Raw genomic sequence first — 17595 nt, 5'->3', positions numbered from 1 at the left:
CGTCTTAATCATTCTGCGGATCCTGCTCGATCTCGATGGCCGCCTCATTGATCTGCTGCACAATGCTTTGCACTCGAGGATCAACCAGGCTGGCAGAATGCACCCGGTTGCGCCCGGCCTGTTTGGCTGCATAGAGTGCCTGATCGGCGGTATCGACAAGCTGCTCGATGGAGAGATTGGCGGTGGGGTAGCAGACTGCCACGCCCACGCTGATCGTCAGCCGTCCTCCGTTGGGTGATTGGCTGTTGGCAATGTCCATCGATTCAATGGCGCTGCGCAGGGTTTCGGCGACCTGCATAGCATCTTCCAGTTTCACGTCTGGCAGCACCGCAGCGAACTCTTCTCCGCCATAGCGGGCCAGGAGTTCGCCAGCCCGTTTGAGGCGGCTGCTCAAGGTCTGCGCGGAGATCATCAGGCAATCGTCTCCTCGCAAATGTCCGTAGGTGTCATTGAGCAGCTTGAAGTGATCGAGATCTAGCATGAGCAGAGACAGTGGTGCGGTGCGGCGCATGGCGCGATACCATTCCGTCGTCATGGTCTCTTCAAATTGCCGCCGGTTTGCCACCTTGGTGAGCGGATCAATGTAGGAGAGCTCCTGAAATCGCTGCATGGCCTGCTGCAATGCGGTCTCACTCTGGCTTAGACGGGTTTGAGTGTCTACATAGCGCATTTCAAGCAGAGTATTTCGGATCGAGTATCCAGCCAGGCCGATGAGAACCGAGATCAGTCCGGCCTCAAAATAATTGCGGACCAATATCGTTCCCATCACCAGAACCACCGCGGTGATCAGCACGGGCATGGAATGGACGAGAACCTGCTGGAACCGGGATATGACCACCGAAGAAGATGAGTCTTTTCGCACATTGCTCGCCAGACTCAACGTTGCAAAGAGCAGAAACGGGAGGTCCCAGAGCAGATCAAAATAAGTGCCTGTGGGGAGTCCCTTTTCAAAATTGAGATAGTTCAATGGAAACGCAACTGTGGTGTACAAAGCCAGGAAGACGAAGACGAGGCGATAGAAATGCCGCTGTTCCCCCTTGGCGCCCGCTAGCAGGCGAAGACCCACAGCCCCTGTCAACACCAGGTTTTCAAGATTGTAGGCTGTGCTGACGTGAGCCACTGAAATGGCCCGCATGGCCTCATTGGCGGGGAACAGTTCCGCCTGTACCAGCCAGCAGACAATGATTGCCTGCAAGGAATCAATCAACAGCAGAGCCTTGGTATGCTGCTGCCCCTCAACCGAACAGATAGCCAGCAGGAAAGGAACGCCGAACAGGAAGAAATAAAGGTCAGAGCTCAGCGCGGTTGTTTCGGGGAAATGCCGAACGTCAAAGTAGGTATAAACCGCCTGTCCGACAGCCCAGAGAGCAATGCCTCCGCCGGCCAGCCACCACTGCAATGCCACTGCATTCCAGCGCATGCGCGAGGCACGCCATATGCAGCCTGCACAGGCCAGAATGGCGCATGCCAACAGGACCAGGTCGGAGGCTGCGACCCGTGAATCACGCCACTGGAGAAGAACCGCGTGCAGTAATAGTAAGAGTCCTGCTGCGGCCCATGGCCTTAGCTCTCTCTTCATCGCGAACCGGGCGGAGGTTTGCATCTCCGTCATTCCTTCAGTCAGTAAACTCCTCAGCGAACCTTTTACTACATGACTCCATACATGGTCATTCGGCTAAAAACGGCAATAGGGCGAGCTTGTCAGCTCGCCCTATACGAAAAGTAACTAAGTCGTAACTTATTTATGTGCTGGGGCCGAGGTTGTCGTTCCAGCCAGCACCGAGTGCTGCTGCGTCGATTGCCGCATCATCAGGATCGTCAACGTGAGCGAGGTCAGCATGAAGATCGCTGCCGCCCAGGCTGTAGCCTTGGTCAAAACGGTAGACGCGGAGCGAGGACCAAAAGCTGTCTGTGAACCTTGACCACCAAAGGCACCTGCAAGATCGGCACTGCTTCCCTGCTGCAGCAGAATGACCACGATCAAAAACAGAGAGACGAGAACATGAATGGTTGCAACCAGATAAATCATCGTATCGCTTTCGGCAGCGACTTCGGTAAACCGTAGCGCAGCATGAGGAGAATGATTCAATTTGGTGCGGAAGGGGGGACTTGAACCCCCATGCCTCTCGGCGCCACCCCCTCAAGATGGTGTGTCTGCCAATTTCACCACTTCCGCACTCGGGTGAATCTCTTCTTTGAGGAGTATAGCAAACCGTAAACCCTTGCGCGGAAGGATTTTGCTCGCTCTGTCAGAAGCGATGCAAATGCCCATGATGGCTCAGAACAGCGAGGCTTGGCCGCAGGCCCAGAACCACTCAGAACCAATGGAGTAACTCTCCAAAGCGGGAAATTTCGACCAGTCGCCGCCCTTCTCTCGGCTTATCGAGGACCGCATGCTCCAGGACCCATGTGGAGGGATGATGGATATAGACGGCATGCAATCCGGCCGCAAGTGCCGGATTGATGTCAGACTTCGGGCTATTTCCGATCATCCAGGTCTGAGACAGATCGAGATCACGCCTCTCGCAAACTTCGAGATATGCTTCCGGATGCTTCTCCGCGGGAATCTCAATGGCCGCAAAATAGTGCGCGATGCCGGAGCGCTGGACCTTGTCGGCCTGCTCCACCGGATTGCCTTTGGTCATCAGGATCATGCTGTGGCGTTCAGCCAACTGCGGCAATACAGTCGCCACGTCTTCCAGGAGTTCGATCTCTTTTGCCAGAATGGATACCGCAAAACGCTCCATCTCCCGGTGATGGTCTTCCGTGACCGGCTCATGTGAGAGCCTCTCAAAGCAGGTCACCAGGGCGCGATGAAAGCTGGCTACTCCATAGCCATGCCTTTGTATATTTTCGTGCTCCACCTCATTCAGTGCAGCACGCACTTCCGAAGGGCTGAGCGTACGATGATCCAGAAAAGAGATAAAGTTCGCGATGGCCTGCTCAAAGTACACATTGTTCTGCCATAGCGTGTCATCGGCGTCGATCAAAAGCGTCTGTCTAATCCCAACGGGAGCGGCATGCATGCTTCCAGCGTACCGGCTCCAGACCTTCAGAGCCATCGTCGAGACTTCTCCGCCATCCCCTTTGACGATGAACGACGCTTTTGATACAACTACTTCAGCAGGACACAAATCCTGCTCCCGCCAAGACACTCCTCAGTAGCTCAATGGCAGAGCATTCGGCTGTTAACCGAAGGGTTGTAGGTTCGAGTCCTACCTGAGGAGCCAATTCTTTTCAATGACTTACGCCCCCTCCCAACTCCCCGATGACCCTCAAAAATGCTCGTGGACTGACCCCCTGAAGTGAGACAATTGTGTTTCCAACACTTTACGAAATGAGAGAGTATTCTTTGCAACCTATTGCAGTGAAAGGAACTGCGTGTGGCAAAGAGACGAGTCGGCAAATACCCTCTGTCGTTCCGGCAGATGGCAGTGGAGCGGATGAGGGATTGTCCCAGCGTGTCTGCTCTGGCGAAAGAGCTGGGCATCGACCGCAGCAATTTATATCAGTGGCAGCGTCAGCTTGAGCATACCAGCGAGTCAAGCGCCAGGGTTACCTCTCCGGTCCGCGAGCTCCGCAAACTGGTGTGTGAGTTGCAGCGAGTGCTCGCGGAGAAAACTCTTGAAGTGGATTTTTTCAGAGGCGCCTTGCAAAAAGTGGAGGCTCGACGCCAGTGCAGCAAGCGCTCTGGCGGTACGGCATCTACGACCAGATCCGGGAATTGATGCCGTTGCAAGGCAGCCTAAGTATCGAGCGAATGTGCCTGTTGGCGGGAGTGAGCCGGGCAGGATTCTATAGGTTCTTAAAAGCTCAGGTTCCAAGCGAAGAGGAAACAGAGGTACGGTCGGCCATTCAGCAGGTGGCACTCCAGCACCGCCGTCGCTATGGCTACCGCCGTGTTACTGCGGAGCTCAAGCGCCGTGGTATGAAGGTGAACCATAAGCGAGTAGCGCGGATCATGCGTGAGGATAACCTTCTCGCGCTGCAGCCGAAGGAATTTGCGACCACCACGGATTCCAATGAACCGCTGGAAGTCTATCTGAACCTATCGCGGCGCATGCAGCTGAATTGGGTCGATCAGCTGTGGGTGGCAGACATTACCTATATCCGAGTGCAAACTGAGTTCGTTTATCTGGCGGTCATCTTAGACGGCTATTCGCGTAAAGTCGTAGGCTGGAAACTGGATCGTTCCCTCACCTCCCGCCTGGCAGTCAATGCGCTCGACGGCGCGATCAAACTGCGACGCCCCCGGCCGGGAGTAGTGCACCACTCCGACCGCGGAGTGCAGTACACGTCGCCAGAATATGTCGCGATACTCAAACTGCACGGGATGGTTCAGAGCATGAGCCGGCCGGCGAACCCCTACGACAACGCCAGTTGTGAGAGCTTCATCAAGACGCTCAAGCGCGAGGAGATCTACGCCAACAAATACCGCGACCTTCAGGATTTGCGCAGCCACATAGAAGAGTTCATCGACGGCTACTATAACCAGAAACGACTACATTCCGCGCTTGGATACCGAACGCCGGAAGAGTTCGAAGCCCAAACACACGGCAAAACTCAGGCAGAGCTATATGCTCCTACACTACGGTTCATCACACCGAATACGCAGAATGCTAAAAGGGCACAAGAAAAACGAGACTCAAACGGCGTTCCGTCCCCCGAAAGCCTCCCCACCTTGGACTCCTCCCATCAGGGGCACTGCGAATCTAGCAACAGAGCTGTCTCAACGAAGGGGTCACGTCAGGAGGTATGGCCCGATCAAGTTGGGTGAGAGACAACATCCTATTCCAAAATGAAGAGGTTCACTGTCTATTCTTGTGAAATCAGGCACTCATCTGAATGAGCCTGTATTGATTGTTCGCGGGAGACGAAGACGTCCAGCCATCCAGATAAGAGCGGCGAGAGAATCTGCTTTCATTTTTCGCATTACGCTTCCGCGATGTGCTTTGACTGTGATCTCGCTTATTCCAAGTTCGCTGCCGACTGCCTTGTTGGCGAACCCACAAGCAACCAGCGCCATCACTTCTCGTTCGCGTGGCGTGAGATCCGCGTACCGGCTTCTCAGTTCGTTCAATTCAGTTTCACGGGCCAATAATTTCTTGCTGCGTTCCACAGCCGCATGAATGGCGCTCAGGAGAGTGCTATCGCTGAATGGTTTCGTGAGAAACTCCACAGCACCTGCCTTCATAGCCTGCACAGTCGTAGGGATATCCCCGTGACCGGTGATGAAGAGAATCGGCATATCCGGACGTTCGACGGCCAGCCGCTTCTGAATGTCCAGACCGTTCAACCCTGGAAGGGAGATATCGAGAACGACGCAACTGGCCATTCTAGGGCTGGTACGAGCAAAGAAACCTTCGGCCGAAGTGAACGTCTCGACCACAAAGCCCTCGTGGCGAAGAAGAAGCTCAAGTGATTCGCGCACTGAGAGATCATCATCGACAACAAACACGGTCGATTGAGGCTGAGTGGTGGCGACAGGCTTCATCTCGGAACGATTTGCTCCCGCTGTGTCCATTGTATTCGGAGTGTCACAGGAGAGTGTCATTTGGATCCCAAGGCGCACTTGAGCGCGTCGAATAACGCGGTATCACTGAAAGGCTTGAAGAGACAATCGACGGCTCCCAGTTCCAGCAGGCGAGAACGGACTGAATCATCCCGATGAGCCGTGATGAAGATGATGGGGATCTGCTCATCTCGGCGTGCCAGCTCAGTCTGAAGTTCTGTCCCCGGCATCCTCGGCATTGTGACGTCCAGAATCAGACAATTCGTTCGCGAGACACTGTCGGAGGATAGGAAGTCCTCCGCGGAGGCGAAGGTGCGGACATCAAGCCCGAAGATCCGCAGTAGATCCGGCAGAGATTCGCGCACTGACGGATCGTCATCGACAACCGACACGAGCAGACCTTTGTTCATCGTGCATATCTCAGATGGCATTGAAAACCATTCACGGTCGGCGGATAGGCCCTCGCATTTTTGATTGGACACGAGTCAGATAGCCACCCGTCATCCATGACCCTAAATCGGAATTTATTCACCGCCCCAACTGAGGCTTTCCTCATAGGGAGCCGTTTTTGCGAAGTTCGAAATCCATCTTCATACATTTACGTCGGGCAGTCTATGATGCTTTGGTATTGAGCGCTTGGGTTTCTGCAGTAGTTCTACGTCCCAGAGAGCCCTTCCGCTTCGAGCGAACGCGGAATCCAGAAGCCAAACGTGGCGCCCGGTCCCTCATTTGGTTTCGCCCAGATGTCACCGCCATGGGCCTGGATAATCGAACGACTCACAGCCAACCCGATACCCATCCCGTTGTGCTTGGTCGTGAAAAAAGACGCGAACAGGCGGTCGGCGAGCTCCTCTTTGAAACCGACCCCACTGTCTTCCATGGATAGGCGGATACTCTCCCTGTCATATTCCGTTTTGATGATGATGCGACGAGGGCGGTCCTGTACGGTGCGCATCGCTTCGCATGCATTCCGAAGAAGATTCAAGATGACTTGCTGCAGTTGCACACGATCTCCCTTTATAGGCGGAAGGCCCACTGCGAGGCTCTCTTGAATGATGATCCGATTCCGCTGGATGTCGCTTAAAGAGATTGCGATCACTTCCCGAATTGCTTCTGCGACATCCACCTTTTCTGCAGTCTTCTGTCTCCGGCCAAAAAGCGAGCGAAGATGCGATATCACGTCCGCTGCGCGGTTTCCATCGCGGATAGTGCGACGTGCGGTTTCAATGGCGCCTTGAACATCAGGAGGATCAGTACTCAGCATGCGAAGACAAGTGCTCGCATTTGTGATGATCCCCGAGAGCGGCTGATTGACCTCGTGTGCGATGGAGGCCGTTAGCATTCCCAGACTTGAAACTCGTGCAACCTCCGCTAACTCAGCCCTCGCTTCAGCGAGGGCATCTTCAGCCGCCTTGCGCTGTGTAATGTCGTGAACCGTTCCGATGTAGCGCAAAGTGTTGTTCTCATCTTGTGTAAGGTATGCGGTGAGATGTAGGTGTTTTATCGAGCCGTTTGGCATCAGCAAACGCTCTTCGTATTCGATGTTGCTTACGCCATCTTGCCCCTTCCCCATCTTGTCGTACATCAAAGGCAGATCTTCCGGGTGTATGCGGCTTCCGATCAAATCAAACGTAATCGGGGTACCCGGTTCAAACTCGAATATCCGGTAAAGTTCTTCGGACCACTCGATTTGGTTTGCCGGCAATCTCCACGAAAAACTTCCGACATGGGCAAGGCGCTGAGCATCGGCGAGAAATGCTTCGCTCAGACGGACCTTCTCTTCAACCAGCTTCCGATCATGTATATCGGTATTCGTGCCATACCACTTGATGATCTTCCCCGATTCGTCCAGCAGGGGGTTAGCTCGAAAGAGGAACCATCGAAATTCTCCGTCAAAACGTCGAAAGCGCGCCTCTATTTCACCCTTTCCGCCTTCCCGGATTAATCTCTGCCAATAACCGATCAACCGTGATGCATCCTCTGGATGAACCACATTACGCCAACCCCATCCGTGGGCTTGGTCTCTTGACAAGCCAGTGTAGTCAATCCAAGTTTGATTAAAGAAATCAGCTGAGCCGTCTGGTTGCGTAGACCATGCCAGAGCCGGCATCGTATTGATGATGAGGCTCAGCTTTCGCTCACTTGCCAGGAGCGCATCCTCTGCGAGCTTTCTATCCTCAATATCAGTAAGCAACACACACCAGCGCACAATCTGCTCTTCGTTGCCTCGCACTGGCAGAGCGCGGACTTGAAACCAGCGGAAGACACCGTCGTGCCGAAGACATCTGTGCTCAATGTCGTAGGCCTCGCCGGTTTCGGCTGCACGACGGGACTTGGTAATAGTTCTTTCAAGATCATCCGGGTGGACAACACCTATGAACTCCCAGTTCTGAAGTTCCTCAACCGTCTTTCCAAAGAAGTCCAGCAAGGTATGGTTGGAAAATTCCAGCCTCATGTCAGGCGAAAGTGTGCATACAAGGCCGGGAATTGTATCGACCAGAGACCGCAAACTCCGTGCGCTTTGCCTCAGAGCCTCTTCGCTAAGTCTTCTTTCAGATACATCGCGGATGAGACAAGTAAATATCCTCTGCTCGCCTGTTCTTACCTCTCCCATAGACACTTCAACTGGAAATTCGCTTCCGTTGGCATGGATAGCAGTGAATTCAACATCTTTCCAGTTCAGGTGTTGTTCGCAAGCCTCTGCTTGTTGCTCATTGCAATCTTCGCGGAGCCTACTGATAAATTTCGGCATCAGTAGTGAGATTGATTTTTCTACAAGTTCGGCAGACGCGTAGCCGAAGGTCATTTCTACAACTGGATTTGCAAATACAACGACACCGCGCTCATCAATACTGATGACGGAGTCATGCGCCGCTTCAATTACAACTCGGTATTTTTCCTCACTTTGCCTGAGCGCTTCTTCGGTACGCTTGCGGTCATGGATATCTGTGCTCGTGCCATACCAACGCACGACCTTGCCGCTTTCATCGCGGAATGGCTCCACTCGGATAAGGAACCACCGCCATGCTCCGTCGTGTTGGCGAATCCGTGACTCGATCTCCCCAGGCTCTTCCGTGATGAGCAGCTCTTGCCAACGCTTCATCAAAGGCCCAAGATCATCCGGATGGAAAGATGCCTGCCAGCCCCACCCGCTTGCCTCTTCGCGGGAAAGCCCCGTGTAGTCTAGCCATTTCTTGTTAAGGAATTCATTCGGACCATCGGGGAGATTGCACCAGACAAGCGTGGGGATAGTATCGATCACCTGGCGGAGTTTGACCTCAGATTGTTTCAGAGACTCTTCGCTTGCCCGCAGGCGGCTCTCGACATCTTTCAGTGCGGCGATTTCAGTTCTGAGGACCTCGTTCACCTGCTCAAGCTCTGCAATCCTCTCTGCTGCGCGGCTTCCCGATCCCGGGTCCGGCTCCGAAGTAAGCGGCGATAGATTGTTTTGGCGGATTTGTACCAACGGATGCCTCCCGACCGCATGGGGCACCACGCAACAAGAAAGCCTACGCTGAATTGCAGGCCATCCTGGACGGTTTGGCCCTTCGAGCCGTAGCGAGATTATGAATGATCCACCCGCAAGAAAGCGATGTGTCCAAACGAAGATCGCTGATAGCCGCGAGTAAGCCCGATTCTAGCAGATATCCAGGTTGCTCCTACCGCGAACCCGAGCTTTGCCGGCAATGTGGTCTGGTTCAGATCATCCGATACCAAGGTGTATATCGATACCTTTGTCTGATGGTTTGGACTCCACGGCTCTGGCCTAATCAAGCTGCATCTGGAGAACATCCAGCATCTGGAGCACTGGAATGCAACGTGAATTCCACGACGTTGGCCGCCATGCTATTCCGGCCCGGTTTGACAAACCATTTTCTGAATCAGCCAGCACAGACGACCCGCCGCAGTCTATCAGTACCCTCGTCCTGGCTGCGCAGCAAGGATCGCACGCCGCATTCGATCAGCTTCAATTGCTTTATAGACATCGGATTTTTAGGCAGATAGTCGCCATCACCGGCAATCGAGAGGATGCCGAAGATGCCTTGCAAGACACGTTTCTTCGTGCATTCGTCAAGCTCCAGTCTTTCGAAGGCCGGTCTCAGTTCTACACATGGTTGAACAGAATTGCGATCAATTCGGCACTTATGAAAGTCCGACAACGGCGCCATCAGGCCGAAATCGCGATGGAGAGGACAGCGGGACCTGAAGATGAGCCATTAACGTTTGAGGTCCGGGACAACGCACTCAACCCTGAGCAGATTTGCGATTTGCGCCAGCGGCTGCAGAAAACAATGAGCGCTATTGAACGGCTTGAACCGACTTTGCGCTCGGTTATGCGAACTGGTCTTGCCGAAGGATGCTCCATCGGAGAGATTGCGCAGGCTTTGGAAATTACGCAATCCGCCGCAAAGACCCGGCTACATCGCGCAAGACGCAAGCTTAGAAACCTGAAAGTCATCAAGGAATGTGGACCGCATTCCATAGGCACTCTACAGACCAGAGACCGCAACATTGCCAACTCATGCGATCCATCAGCGCAAGTCAAAGCGGATGCATAATCGTAATAGTCGCATCCTTCCTGGTTCACTTACATGTCTTTCAAGCCGGCAGGAAGGAACCGATGCTTGAATCCGTTGACACGCTTCTGCTGAAAGATACCGCCGGCCGACAAAAAATGGGCTAACACGATTGGCCAGCTATCACGTCGCAGAGCTCTGTCATTTGACGGGAAACTATCACACGGGAGGTGCTGGCGATGCCTTGGAACAAGAATAGGGTGACTTCTCGATTGGGTATCAAGTACCCGATAGTTCAGGGGCCCCTCGGTGGGTTGGCTTCTCAGCGCCTCACTGCTGCAGTTTCCAACTATGGCGGGCTCGGTTCGTTCGGTGCCCATGGTTTGAAGCCTCAGGCAATTCGGGAAGTTATTGGGGAGCTTCGTTCCATTACAGATAAACCATTCGCGATCAATCTTTGGGTCTCGATGGAGGACGATGGAGCGTTTGTCAGCGATGCGAAGGCCTTTGAGCGGAGTCTCGCTCATATTTCCGGTCACATCACAACTCTGGGCGGAAAACCGCCCGTGTTTACCCCCTATTCTGCGATCCGGTTTGAAGATCAGGCAAGGGTCATTATCGATGAGAAAGTCCCCGTTTTCAGTTTCATTTACGGATTGCCGCCAAACGAAATTCTTGATGAATGCCGTCGGATGGGAATTATCCTGATTGGGGGTGCGACCACCGTAGATGAAGCTAAGGCACTGGCTGATGCCGGAGTTGACCTGGTCGTTGCCTCCGGATTCGAGGCGGGTGGCCATCGTGGATCATTTCTTCGTTGTTCCGATGACTCGCTGAATGGAACTATGGCATTGGTGCCCCAGGTGAGTGACGCCATCAGCCTCCCAGTTATTGCGGCTGGAGGAATTGCTGATGGCCGCGGGATCGTTGCTGCACTTGCGTTGGGAGCGGAAGGAGTTCAGATGGGAACGATTTTCCTTCCATGCAAGGAATCCGGCGCAAGCGAAAGACACAGGTACGCAATCTTGAGCGGGGGTGCTGCTGTAACGGCATTGACTCGCGGATTCACAGGCCGTCTGGCTCGGGGGATCGAGAATCAGTTGATGGTCGAGCTCAATGCCCCGGAGACTTCGATTTTGCCTTACCCTCTCCAGCGGCAACTCATCCGAAACCTCACTTCGATCGCCGAGAGTTCCGGACACGATGAGTTAATTCCCATGTGGTCCGGTCAGAGTGCAAACCTTGCCAAATCTACAGATATCAGTGAAATTCTCGATTCCTTGGTCCAATCCGTATCTGAAATTGCCGGACGAGTTATGCTTTGGGGAGAGAACGGCTGACGAGGCTCACGCATTTGTACAAGAGCGCGCTGTCAGATCCAGCTTGAGCCGCTTCGGCTGTCGCGCGACGCCTCCCGTCATCAAATAGCGATTCCAAACCGACAAGCCAGAGCCAATTCAGCCAGTTGGATAACACGGATTTACTGAGTACCCCTTTACGTCAGGCGGCTCGTCGCAGCTGCCATAGTTGATGTAGGTACGGACCACCATCCCCTAACGCCTTCGAAGCGCTGGTACGCGTCAAAAACCTCCGTCGACGCCGACACCTTTCCTCAAATCTGCGACGAAAGTATCGATCGATACCTTCGTCTAATGGCGGCCGGGAGCTTGCGACTCTACAGTGGGCAGGTAGGGTGTGTGGAACCAGAGGTGCCGGATCACGGAAACGGTTCCATACATTGCACATTCAAGCTGGCTTCAATCATGAGCTGACTGCAGTGAAGGGGCACAATGCAACAAAAGCAAACCGCTATCGTAACGGGAGCGGCCCAAGGAATTGGGTTTGCTGTGGTGACGGCTTTTCTGGGCCGTGGCTACAACGTAGTCGCGAACTCCCGTAGTTTTGCGAGGAGCGAGCTTACCCCCGCTGCAAATCTGGCGTTGGTCGAAGGCGACGTAGGCGCAGCAGAAACTGCTCACCGCATCGTATCCGCTGCGATGTCACAATTCGGATCCATCGACCACGTGATCAATAATGCCGGGACGTTCTTTTCCAAGCCCTTCGTCGACTACAGCATGGAAGACTTCCATCGCCTGGTTTCCACCAACCTGGATGGTTTCATTTTTGTCACGCAGGCTGCGGTGAGACAGATGCTTCATCAGGGGCGCGGTGGCAGCGTGACTTCGATCAGTGCGGCTTTGGCTGACAACCCGATCTCGGGCGCTCCTGCATCGGTTCCGATGATTACCAAGGGCGGTCTAAACACAATCACCCGGAGCCTGGCCATGGAATATGCCAAACAAGGCATTCGGTTCAATGCCGTAGCCCCCGGAGTAGTCGACACACCACTCCACGCACAGCGTCCTCGTGAGTTTCTGGTTGCGCGTTCGCCTATGGGCGTTATTTCTGCACCGCAGGAGATTGCCGACGCGGTGGTGTTTCTGGCTGAGGCCCCGTCAATTACTGGAGAGATCTTGCATGTGGATGGCGGAGCGCATTCCGGAAAGTGGTAATTCCAACTGCTCCGTTCAACCCAATCCTAACAATCACAACCAGTCTGATTTCGACGCCAAACTCGGAGACACACTATGGCAACGTCCACACTCAAGAAGCAAGAGCCCACTCACCATCGCACGGCGACCGTAAATGGGCGCAAAGTGTTCTATCGCGAGGCAGGTGATCCGAGTTCGCCGACGATCGTGCTGCTGCACGGCCTACCGACCAGCAGCCAGATGTTCCGGGAACTCATTCCAACGCTGGCTGACCAGTTCCACCTGATCGCCCCCGACTACATTGGCTTCGGCCATTCGGAAGCTCCTTCTCGCCAGGAATTCACCTACACCTTCGACAACCTCGCAGCACATGTTCGTGGACTGCTCGCACAACTTGGCGTCAGATCCTACATCCTCTATATGCAGGATTACGGTGGGCCAATAGGGTTCCGACTCTTCGCAGAGAATCCGGAACAGGTGGAGGGCTTCATCATACAGAATGCCAACGCCTACTTCGAAGGCGTCGGCGATCTTCCCAAACAAGCACTTGGCCCGCTCTGGAACAATCGGAACGCCGAGACTGAAAAGCCGGCAAAGGAATTCCTGAGTCTGCCTTCAACGAAGTTCCACTGGACGGTTGGCGCAAAGAACGAGGAAAACATTAATCCCGACAACTGGGTTTTGGATCAGGCCCTTCTTGACAGACCAGGCACCCAAACCTATCAGATCGATCTGCTCGAGAACTACAAAACCAATGTCGCGTCCTATGAGAGCTGGCAAGCAGCATTCCGCGCCCATCAACCTGGGACATTGATTGTGTGGGGCAAGAAGGATCCGTTCTTTATTCCAGCTGGCGCTGAAGCGTACTTGCGGGATCTGCCCAACGCCAAACTCGTCTGGCTTGATGCAGGGCATTTTGTTCTGGATGAGAACTTGCGCACGGTAGCCAGCGAGATCAAGACGACCTTCGCCGTCTGAACGCTCCAACGAATCGACTAAGAGAACTACTAATATTCGAATGCTTCAATCACGGCGGATGCGTGACAACAAATACTTGTCATCGATAACGAGTCGAGCGAGCACGCAGCAAAAGAAGGGAGAGAAAGTATGAGGGCGTGGCTTTGGGATGGGTTACAGGGGCTTGACCATTTGCGCCTGGTCGAGGCGCCGGACCCAGTCGCGAAAGAGGGCGACGTCGTTATGGAAGTCCACTATGCAGCCTTAAATCCCGCTGACCGGTATCTGGCTGAAAGGCGATATCCGTATCCGGTCAATCCCCCTCTTCCGCACGTGCTCGGGCGAGATGGTGTGGGAACAGTCATTCAGGTTGGTGAAGGTGTCAAAGGTGTGCGCGTGGGCGACCGGCGCGCCGTTCTGCGCGGCGATGTGGGAGTTTTCCGGTGGGGCACTTTAGCTGAGCGAGTGTCTGTGGGAGCAGTCAACCTGGTGGAAATTCCTGCCGGCTGGACCGAAGAGGAATCCTCGTGCGCCACCCTTGTTTACATGGCAGCTTATCGCGCACTCACCATGTGGGAGCCACTCAAACCGAAGTCGGTGGTATTGGTCACGGGCGCATCGGGTGGGGTTGGGGTCGCAGCGGTGCAATTGGCCGCAGCGATGGGCCACACCGTCGTCGCTCTCTCGCGGAGCGAGGAAAAGCAAGCGCGGCTAAAGGAACTGGGGGCCGCATTCGCATTCAACCCCAACGATGCGCAGTGGCGAACGGAACTGAAGGCAGCATTGAACTCACGCAGAGTGAATCTCGCAGTCGACAACATCGGAGGCAAGCTGCTGCCGGAGGTGATCGACACCATGGCCGAGTTGGGAAGAATCAGCCTCGTAGGTGAGCTTGCGGGGCCGGTGCCGAATTTCGACACGGGTACGCTCTTCTCTCGTCGACTACGGATTGGCGCGATGGCGCTGGGCTACTACACACCGGAGGAAACCCGAACTGTATGGGAAGAACTCTTGAGCGTGATGGCCAGGTCTGGGGCGCGTCCGATAGTAGATCGTGCGTTTTCGTTCGAACAATTGCCGCAAGCATTCAAACGCTTGGGGGAGGGGCCCATGGGAAAAGTGCTGGTCAACATAAGATCTTGAGAGTCTCTTCTCAAACCTCTGCTCTTGAGCAGAAATCGTCTGCTAATTGCTGTTAATGTCCTCGACTCAACCACCGACTAGGAAAACCGTTATGCCAACTCTTGCTGAGATCAAGCGTGCTCCTTCATCCACTGGCATCCTGGATATCATCGCCAACCGCTGGTCGCCCCGCGCCTTCACCGGCCAACCTGTTTCGACTGAAGATTTGCATAAGATATTCGCCGCGGCTTCGTGGGCCGCATCCTCAACAAACGAACAGCCCTGGCGGTTTCTATTCGGGCGAAACGGCGACCCGACATACGGGAAGATTCTCGATTCCATGGCCGAAGCCAATCAGACGTGGGCCAGGCATGCACCAGTGCTCCTGCTCTCTGTGGGCAAGAGTACATTTTCGCCCGGCCCTTACACCGGCCAGCACAATCCTTATGCGCTCCACGATACCGGGGCAGCCTCCGCGTTTCTCGCGCTTCAGACATCCGCATTAGGACTATATGCGCACGGCGTCGGAGGTTTTGACCGTGACAAAGCCCGTGCACACTTCGACATTCCAGCGGATTTCGAAATAGGTGCCTGCTGGGCCATTGGGTATCTTGGCGACCCTGATGCCCTGCCAGAGCGGCTGAGGCAGCGCGAGCTGGCAGCACGCTCCCGCAAACCACTCGATGAGTTTGTCTTTGCGGAATGGGAAGTTCCGGCAAAGCTCTGAGCTCGGTAATAGAGGAAGGACGATACGCATCCTTCCTAATCAATCATTCGACCGAGTTCCGAAAGCAATTGCGGAAAAGGTCAGCATCCAGGAAGAGGGAGAATTATGTCTCACACGCTTCTGATTACAGGCGCATCCAGTGGTTTCGGCCGTCTCACTGCAGAAAAGCTTGCTGCTTCCGGTCATCGCGTATTCGCGGGGTTCCGTTCTGTTGGTGCAAGAATCCAGGTGGCTGACGGACTAAGAGCCAAAGGCATTCATGTCGTGGAGCTGGACGTGACAGACCAGTCCAGTGTCGATAGCGGTGTCTCTGAAGTGTTGAAACAGTCAGGTGGCAAGCTGGACGTTGTGATCAATAATGCAGGCATTGCCTCTGCTGGAGTCTCTGAGACGTTTACCGCGGAACAGGTACGCGATCTGTTTGACGTCAACATTGTTGGGGTACAGCGGGTTCTTCGCGCCACGCTGCCAACGTTTCGCGCGCAGCATTCCGGACTCGTGATCAACATTGGTTCAATCCTGGGTCGAGTGACCTTGCCGTTCTTTGGTCTGTATGGCGCCTCCAAGGCGGCGATTGAAGCCTTGACCGACAGTTACCGGTATGAGCTTTCGCAATTGGGCGTGGACGTGGTGCTGATTCAGCCAAGCGCGTACCCGACCAACATGTATGCGGCAGCCCAGCAGCCCGTTGATTCTGACCGCGCTAGCGAGTATGGAAATGTTGCGCAAATTCCAGCGAAGATCCTGCAAACATTCTCCGACCTTTTTCAGGGCAAAGCTGCTCCGAATCCAGAGGACATCGCCAATGCTATCGACACCGTGATAGCGACACCTGCGGGTCAGCGTCCGGATCGTATTGTCGTGGGTATACCGTTTGGCTCCGATGCAGTCAATGCGGCTGTTGCCCCGATCCAGAACGGCCTTATGGAGAACCTCGGACTCGCATCGCTCACTAAGCTGCAACTGCGCTAATCTCTAAAGGGAGCGAGGAGCCATTCAACGCGGTGCCTATTAGCACGAATGAATTCGCACTCTCGTATCCGAAGCTGTTTCACGTCTCACTTGCCAGAGATGTTGACCAAATTCTGAACCATGGATTGCTCAGCACAACTGCTCTACTCGATCTCTGCGGATATGAGGGGGAAAACAGATCGCAGATCGAAAGCTGCCAGCGTACCCACGTCGTTTCAATCAGTCATCCCTTTCATGGGAAGTTTCTGATCAACGATCAGGCTCCCATGAGCGAAGCGCCACTCAGGAAATGCCTGATCGATTTCACTCCACGAGAATGGTACGAATCGCTCAATCGAAGAGTTTTCTTCTGGCCAACGCAAGCGCGATTGGAGAAGTATCTCGCCGCTCGTCTTGCCCGAGGACGGCAGCGCCTGGTGCTGAGTTTCGATACGCGATCACTCTTGGATGTTCTTGATTACGATCTGCTCGAACTCTCGCCCATCAACTCCGGTAATGCGACGCGCAAGGCTGCGCGGCGAGGCTCAGAAACCTTTCTGAAATTACGCGCTTTTCCATTCCAGGAGAGAAGGAGAGCCGTTGGACTTGGTAAGGCCGTGGCGGAGGTGACGTGCCCTTACGCCCTTGGGCCCGATACGCTAGGACAACTTGCTTTTTCGAGCGCTACTATCCGGCAATAGTACTGAGCATTGAGCGCGCATTCGGGGATCTGCAGACATGCTGCTCTCAATGAGCGCAAGATCGCTCGCAAAAAATGTGGGTAATTTTGTGGGTATACTCCTTCAAAAAAGTGCGAAATTGTGGGTAGTCCCCACAGTATGCAAAAATTTGTCGTCGCCAGTAAGGCATTGATAATGGGTGACATAGGGCAATTCTGAGCAATACTGAAAGGGGCGAATTTTCAACTGTTAACCGAAGGGTTGTAGGTTCGAGTCCTACCTGAGGAGCCAATTCTTTTCCACGACTTACGCCCCCTCCCAAATCCTCCATGGCCCTTGCTTCCTTGACACCTCTTCGGGTCGAACGGCAACACGAGCTGCGTGAGTGGCTTGCCCTGAAAGCAACAGTTGAGCTTCGAACTGCCCGATACCTGGGTGGCGGCCAGTTCACGCCAAGCCTCGATTAGTTCGTTTCAGCCGCAGAGCCTATTTGCCGGTCGAGGTGTTTGGTCCATGGAGTTTCACGGACTTTTATGCCATCTTTCCGGGGCCGACCTCCAACTTTGGATTGGGTCCGATATCCATCTTGCGGAGGTGGTGTTTCCTCTCGCCGGACTGCTATCTTCAGCCCTTCTGT

At 54.3% G+C, this 17595-nt stretch carries 16 protein-coding genes and 2 tRNA genes; 11 read left to right on the top strand and 7 right to left on the bottom strand.

The features are described from left to right. Positions 1-4: 4 nt before the first annotated feature. The 4 genes from ACP_RS17085 to ACP_RS02210 all read right to left on the bottom strand — a co-directional run bounded on the left by ACP_RS17085 (position 5) and on the right by ACP_RS02210 (position 3062). The gene (locus tag ACP_RS17085) at positions 5-1420 is read right to left on the bottom strand and encodes a GGDEF domain-containing protein (RefSeq protein ID WP_052294645.1); all 1416 of its coding nucleotides are present in this window, start codon (positions 1418-1420) and stop codon (positions 5-7) included. 318 nt (positions 1421-1738) lie between these two features. Further along, positions 1739-2029: a preprotein translocase subunit SecG gene (secG, locus tag ACP_RS02220; protein WP_012680847.1), complete on the bottom strand. Its 291-nt coding sequence runs from the start codon at positions 2027-2029 to the stop codon at positions 1739-1741. Positions 2030-2091: 62 nt separating this feature from the next. Beyond that, positions 2092-2176, bottom strand: a tRNA-Leu gene (locus ACP_RS02215). 139 nt (positions 2177-2315) lie between these two features. Further along, positions 2316-3062 (bottom strand): HAD family hydrolase, encoded by a 747-nt coding sequence (locus ACP_RS02210; protein WP_238525625.1) that lies wholly within the window; start codon positions 3060-3062, stop codon positions 2316-2318. 93 nt (positions 3063-3155) lie between these two features. Here ACP_RS02210 and ACP_RS02205 point away from each other — a divergent pair. The 3 genes from ACP_RS02205 to ACP_RS02200 all read left to right on the top strand — a co-directional run bounded on the left by ACP_RS02205 (position 3156) and on the right by ACP_RS02200 (position 4777). Beyond that, positions 3156-3230 (top strand) — tRNA-Asn (locus ACP_RS02205). Between the two features lie 153 nt (positions 3231-3383). After that, the gene (locus tag ACP_RS18775) at positions 3384-3728 is read left to right on the top strand and encodes a transposase (RefSeq protein ID WP_012680845.1); all 345 of its coding nucleotides are present in this window, start codon (positions 3384-3386) and stop codon (positions 3726-3728) included. Beyond that, entirely contained in the window at positions 3677-4777 is a 1101-nt protein-coding gene (locus tag ACP_RS02200; RefSeq protein WP_148214988.1) for an IS3 family transposase, read from the top strand. The genes ACP_RS18775 and ACP_RS02200 overlap by 52 nt, the downstream gene beginning before the upstream one ends. 60 nt (positions 4778-4837) lie before the next feature. On the opposite strand, the gene ACP_RS02195 is transcribed toward ACP_RS02200, so the two are convergent. From ACP_RS02195 to ACP_RS02185, 3 genes are all read right to left on the bottom strand, one after another. After that, a complete protein-coding gene (locus ACP_RS02195; protein WP_012680843.1) occupies positions 4838-5494 on the bottom strand; it encodes a response regulator transcription factor in 657 nt (218 codons plus the stop codon). Between the two features lie 56 nt (positions 5495-5550). Continuing rightward, on the bottom strand, positions 5551-5922 hold the full coding sequence (locus ACP_RS02190) for a response regulator (RefSeq protein WP_041839208.1): 372 nt from the start codon (positions 5920-5922) through the stop codon (positions 5551-5553). 245 nt (positions 5923-6167) lie between these two features. After that, a complete protein-coding gene (locus tag ACP_RS02185) occupies positions 6168-8978 on the bottom strand; it encodes a PAS domain S-box protein (protein WP_012680841.1) in 2811 nt (936 codons plus the stop codon). A 346-nt stretch (positions 8979-9324) separates the two neighbouring features. Between ACP_RS02185 and ACP_RS02180 the strand changes: the two genes are divergently transcribed. The 8 genes from ACP_RS02180 to ACP_RS02145 all read left to right on the top strand — a co-directional run bounded on the left by ACP_RS02180 (position 9325) and on the right by ACP_RS02145 (position 16979). Then, positions 9325-10071, top strand: a complete 747-nt coding sequence (locus ACP_RS02180) for an RNA polymerase sigma factor (protein WP_052294644.1) — start codon at positions 9325-9327, stop codon at positions 10069-10071. A 197-nt stretch (positions 10072-10268) separates the two neighbouring features. Further along, positions 10269-11369 carry an NAD(P)H-dependent flavin oxidoreductase gene (locus tag ACP_RS02175; RefSeq protein WP_012680840.1) on the top strand — a complete coding sequence of 367 codons (1101 nt, stop codon included), beginning with the start codon at positions 10269-10271 and terminating at the stop codon, positions 11367-11369. Between the two features lie 450 nt (positions 11370-11819). Further along, positions 11820-12542, top strand: coding sequence for an SDR family NAD(P)-dependent oxidoreductase (locus tag ACP_RS02170; protein ID WP_012680839.1), 723 nt, complete (start codon positions 11820-11822; stop codon positions 12540-12542). A 75-nt stretch (positions 12543-12617) separates the two neighbouring features. Beyond that, the gene (locus ACP_RS02165; RefSeq protein ID WP_012680838.1) at positions 12618-13499 is read left to right on the top strand and encodes an alpha/beta fold hydrolase; all 882 of its coding nucleotides are present in this window, start codon (positions 12618-12620) and stop codon (positions 13497-13499) included. A 129-nt stretch (positions 13500-13628) separates the two neighbouring features. Continuing rightward, positions 13629-14621 carry a YhdH/YhfP family quinone oxidoreductase gene (locus ACP_RS02160; RefSeq protein ID WP_012680837.1) on the top strand — a complete coding sequence of 331 codons (993 nt, stop codon included), beginning with the start codon at positions 13629-13631 and terminating at the stop codon, positions 14619-14621. A gap of 91 nt (positions 14622-14712) precedes the next feature. Further along, entirely contained in the window at positions 14713-15327 is a 615-nt protein-coding gene (locus ACP_RS02155) for a nitroreductase family protein (protein ID WP_012680836.1), read from the top strand. A gap of 105 nt (positions 15328-15432) precedes the next feature. Next, the gene (locus ACP_RS02150) at positions 15433-16299 is read left to right on the top strand and encodes an SDR family oxidoreductase (protein ID WP_012680835.1); all 867 of its coding nucleotides are present in this window, start codon (positions 15433-15435) and stop codon (positions 16297-16299) included. Positions 16300-16331: 32 nt separating this feature from the next. Beyond that, positions 16332-16979, top strand: coding sequence for a DUF7002 family protein (locus ACP_RS02145; protein WP_012680834.1), 648 nt, complete (start codon positions 16332-16334; stop codon positions 16977-16979). Positions 16980-17595 lie beyond the last annotated feature (616 nt).

It is taken from the genome of Acidobacterium capsulatum ATCC 51196, assembly GCF_000022565.1.
Taxonomy (GTDB): Bacteria; Acidobacteriota; Terriglobia; order Terriglobales; family Acidobacteriaceae; genus Acidobacterium; species Acidobacterium capsulatum.
This window is presented reverse-complemented; position numbering and strand designations above follow the sequence as displayed.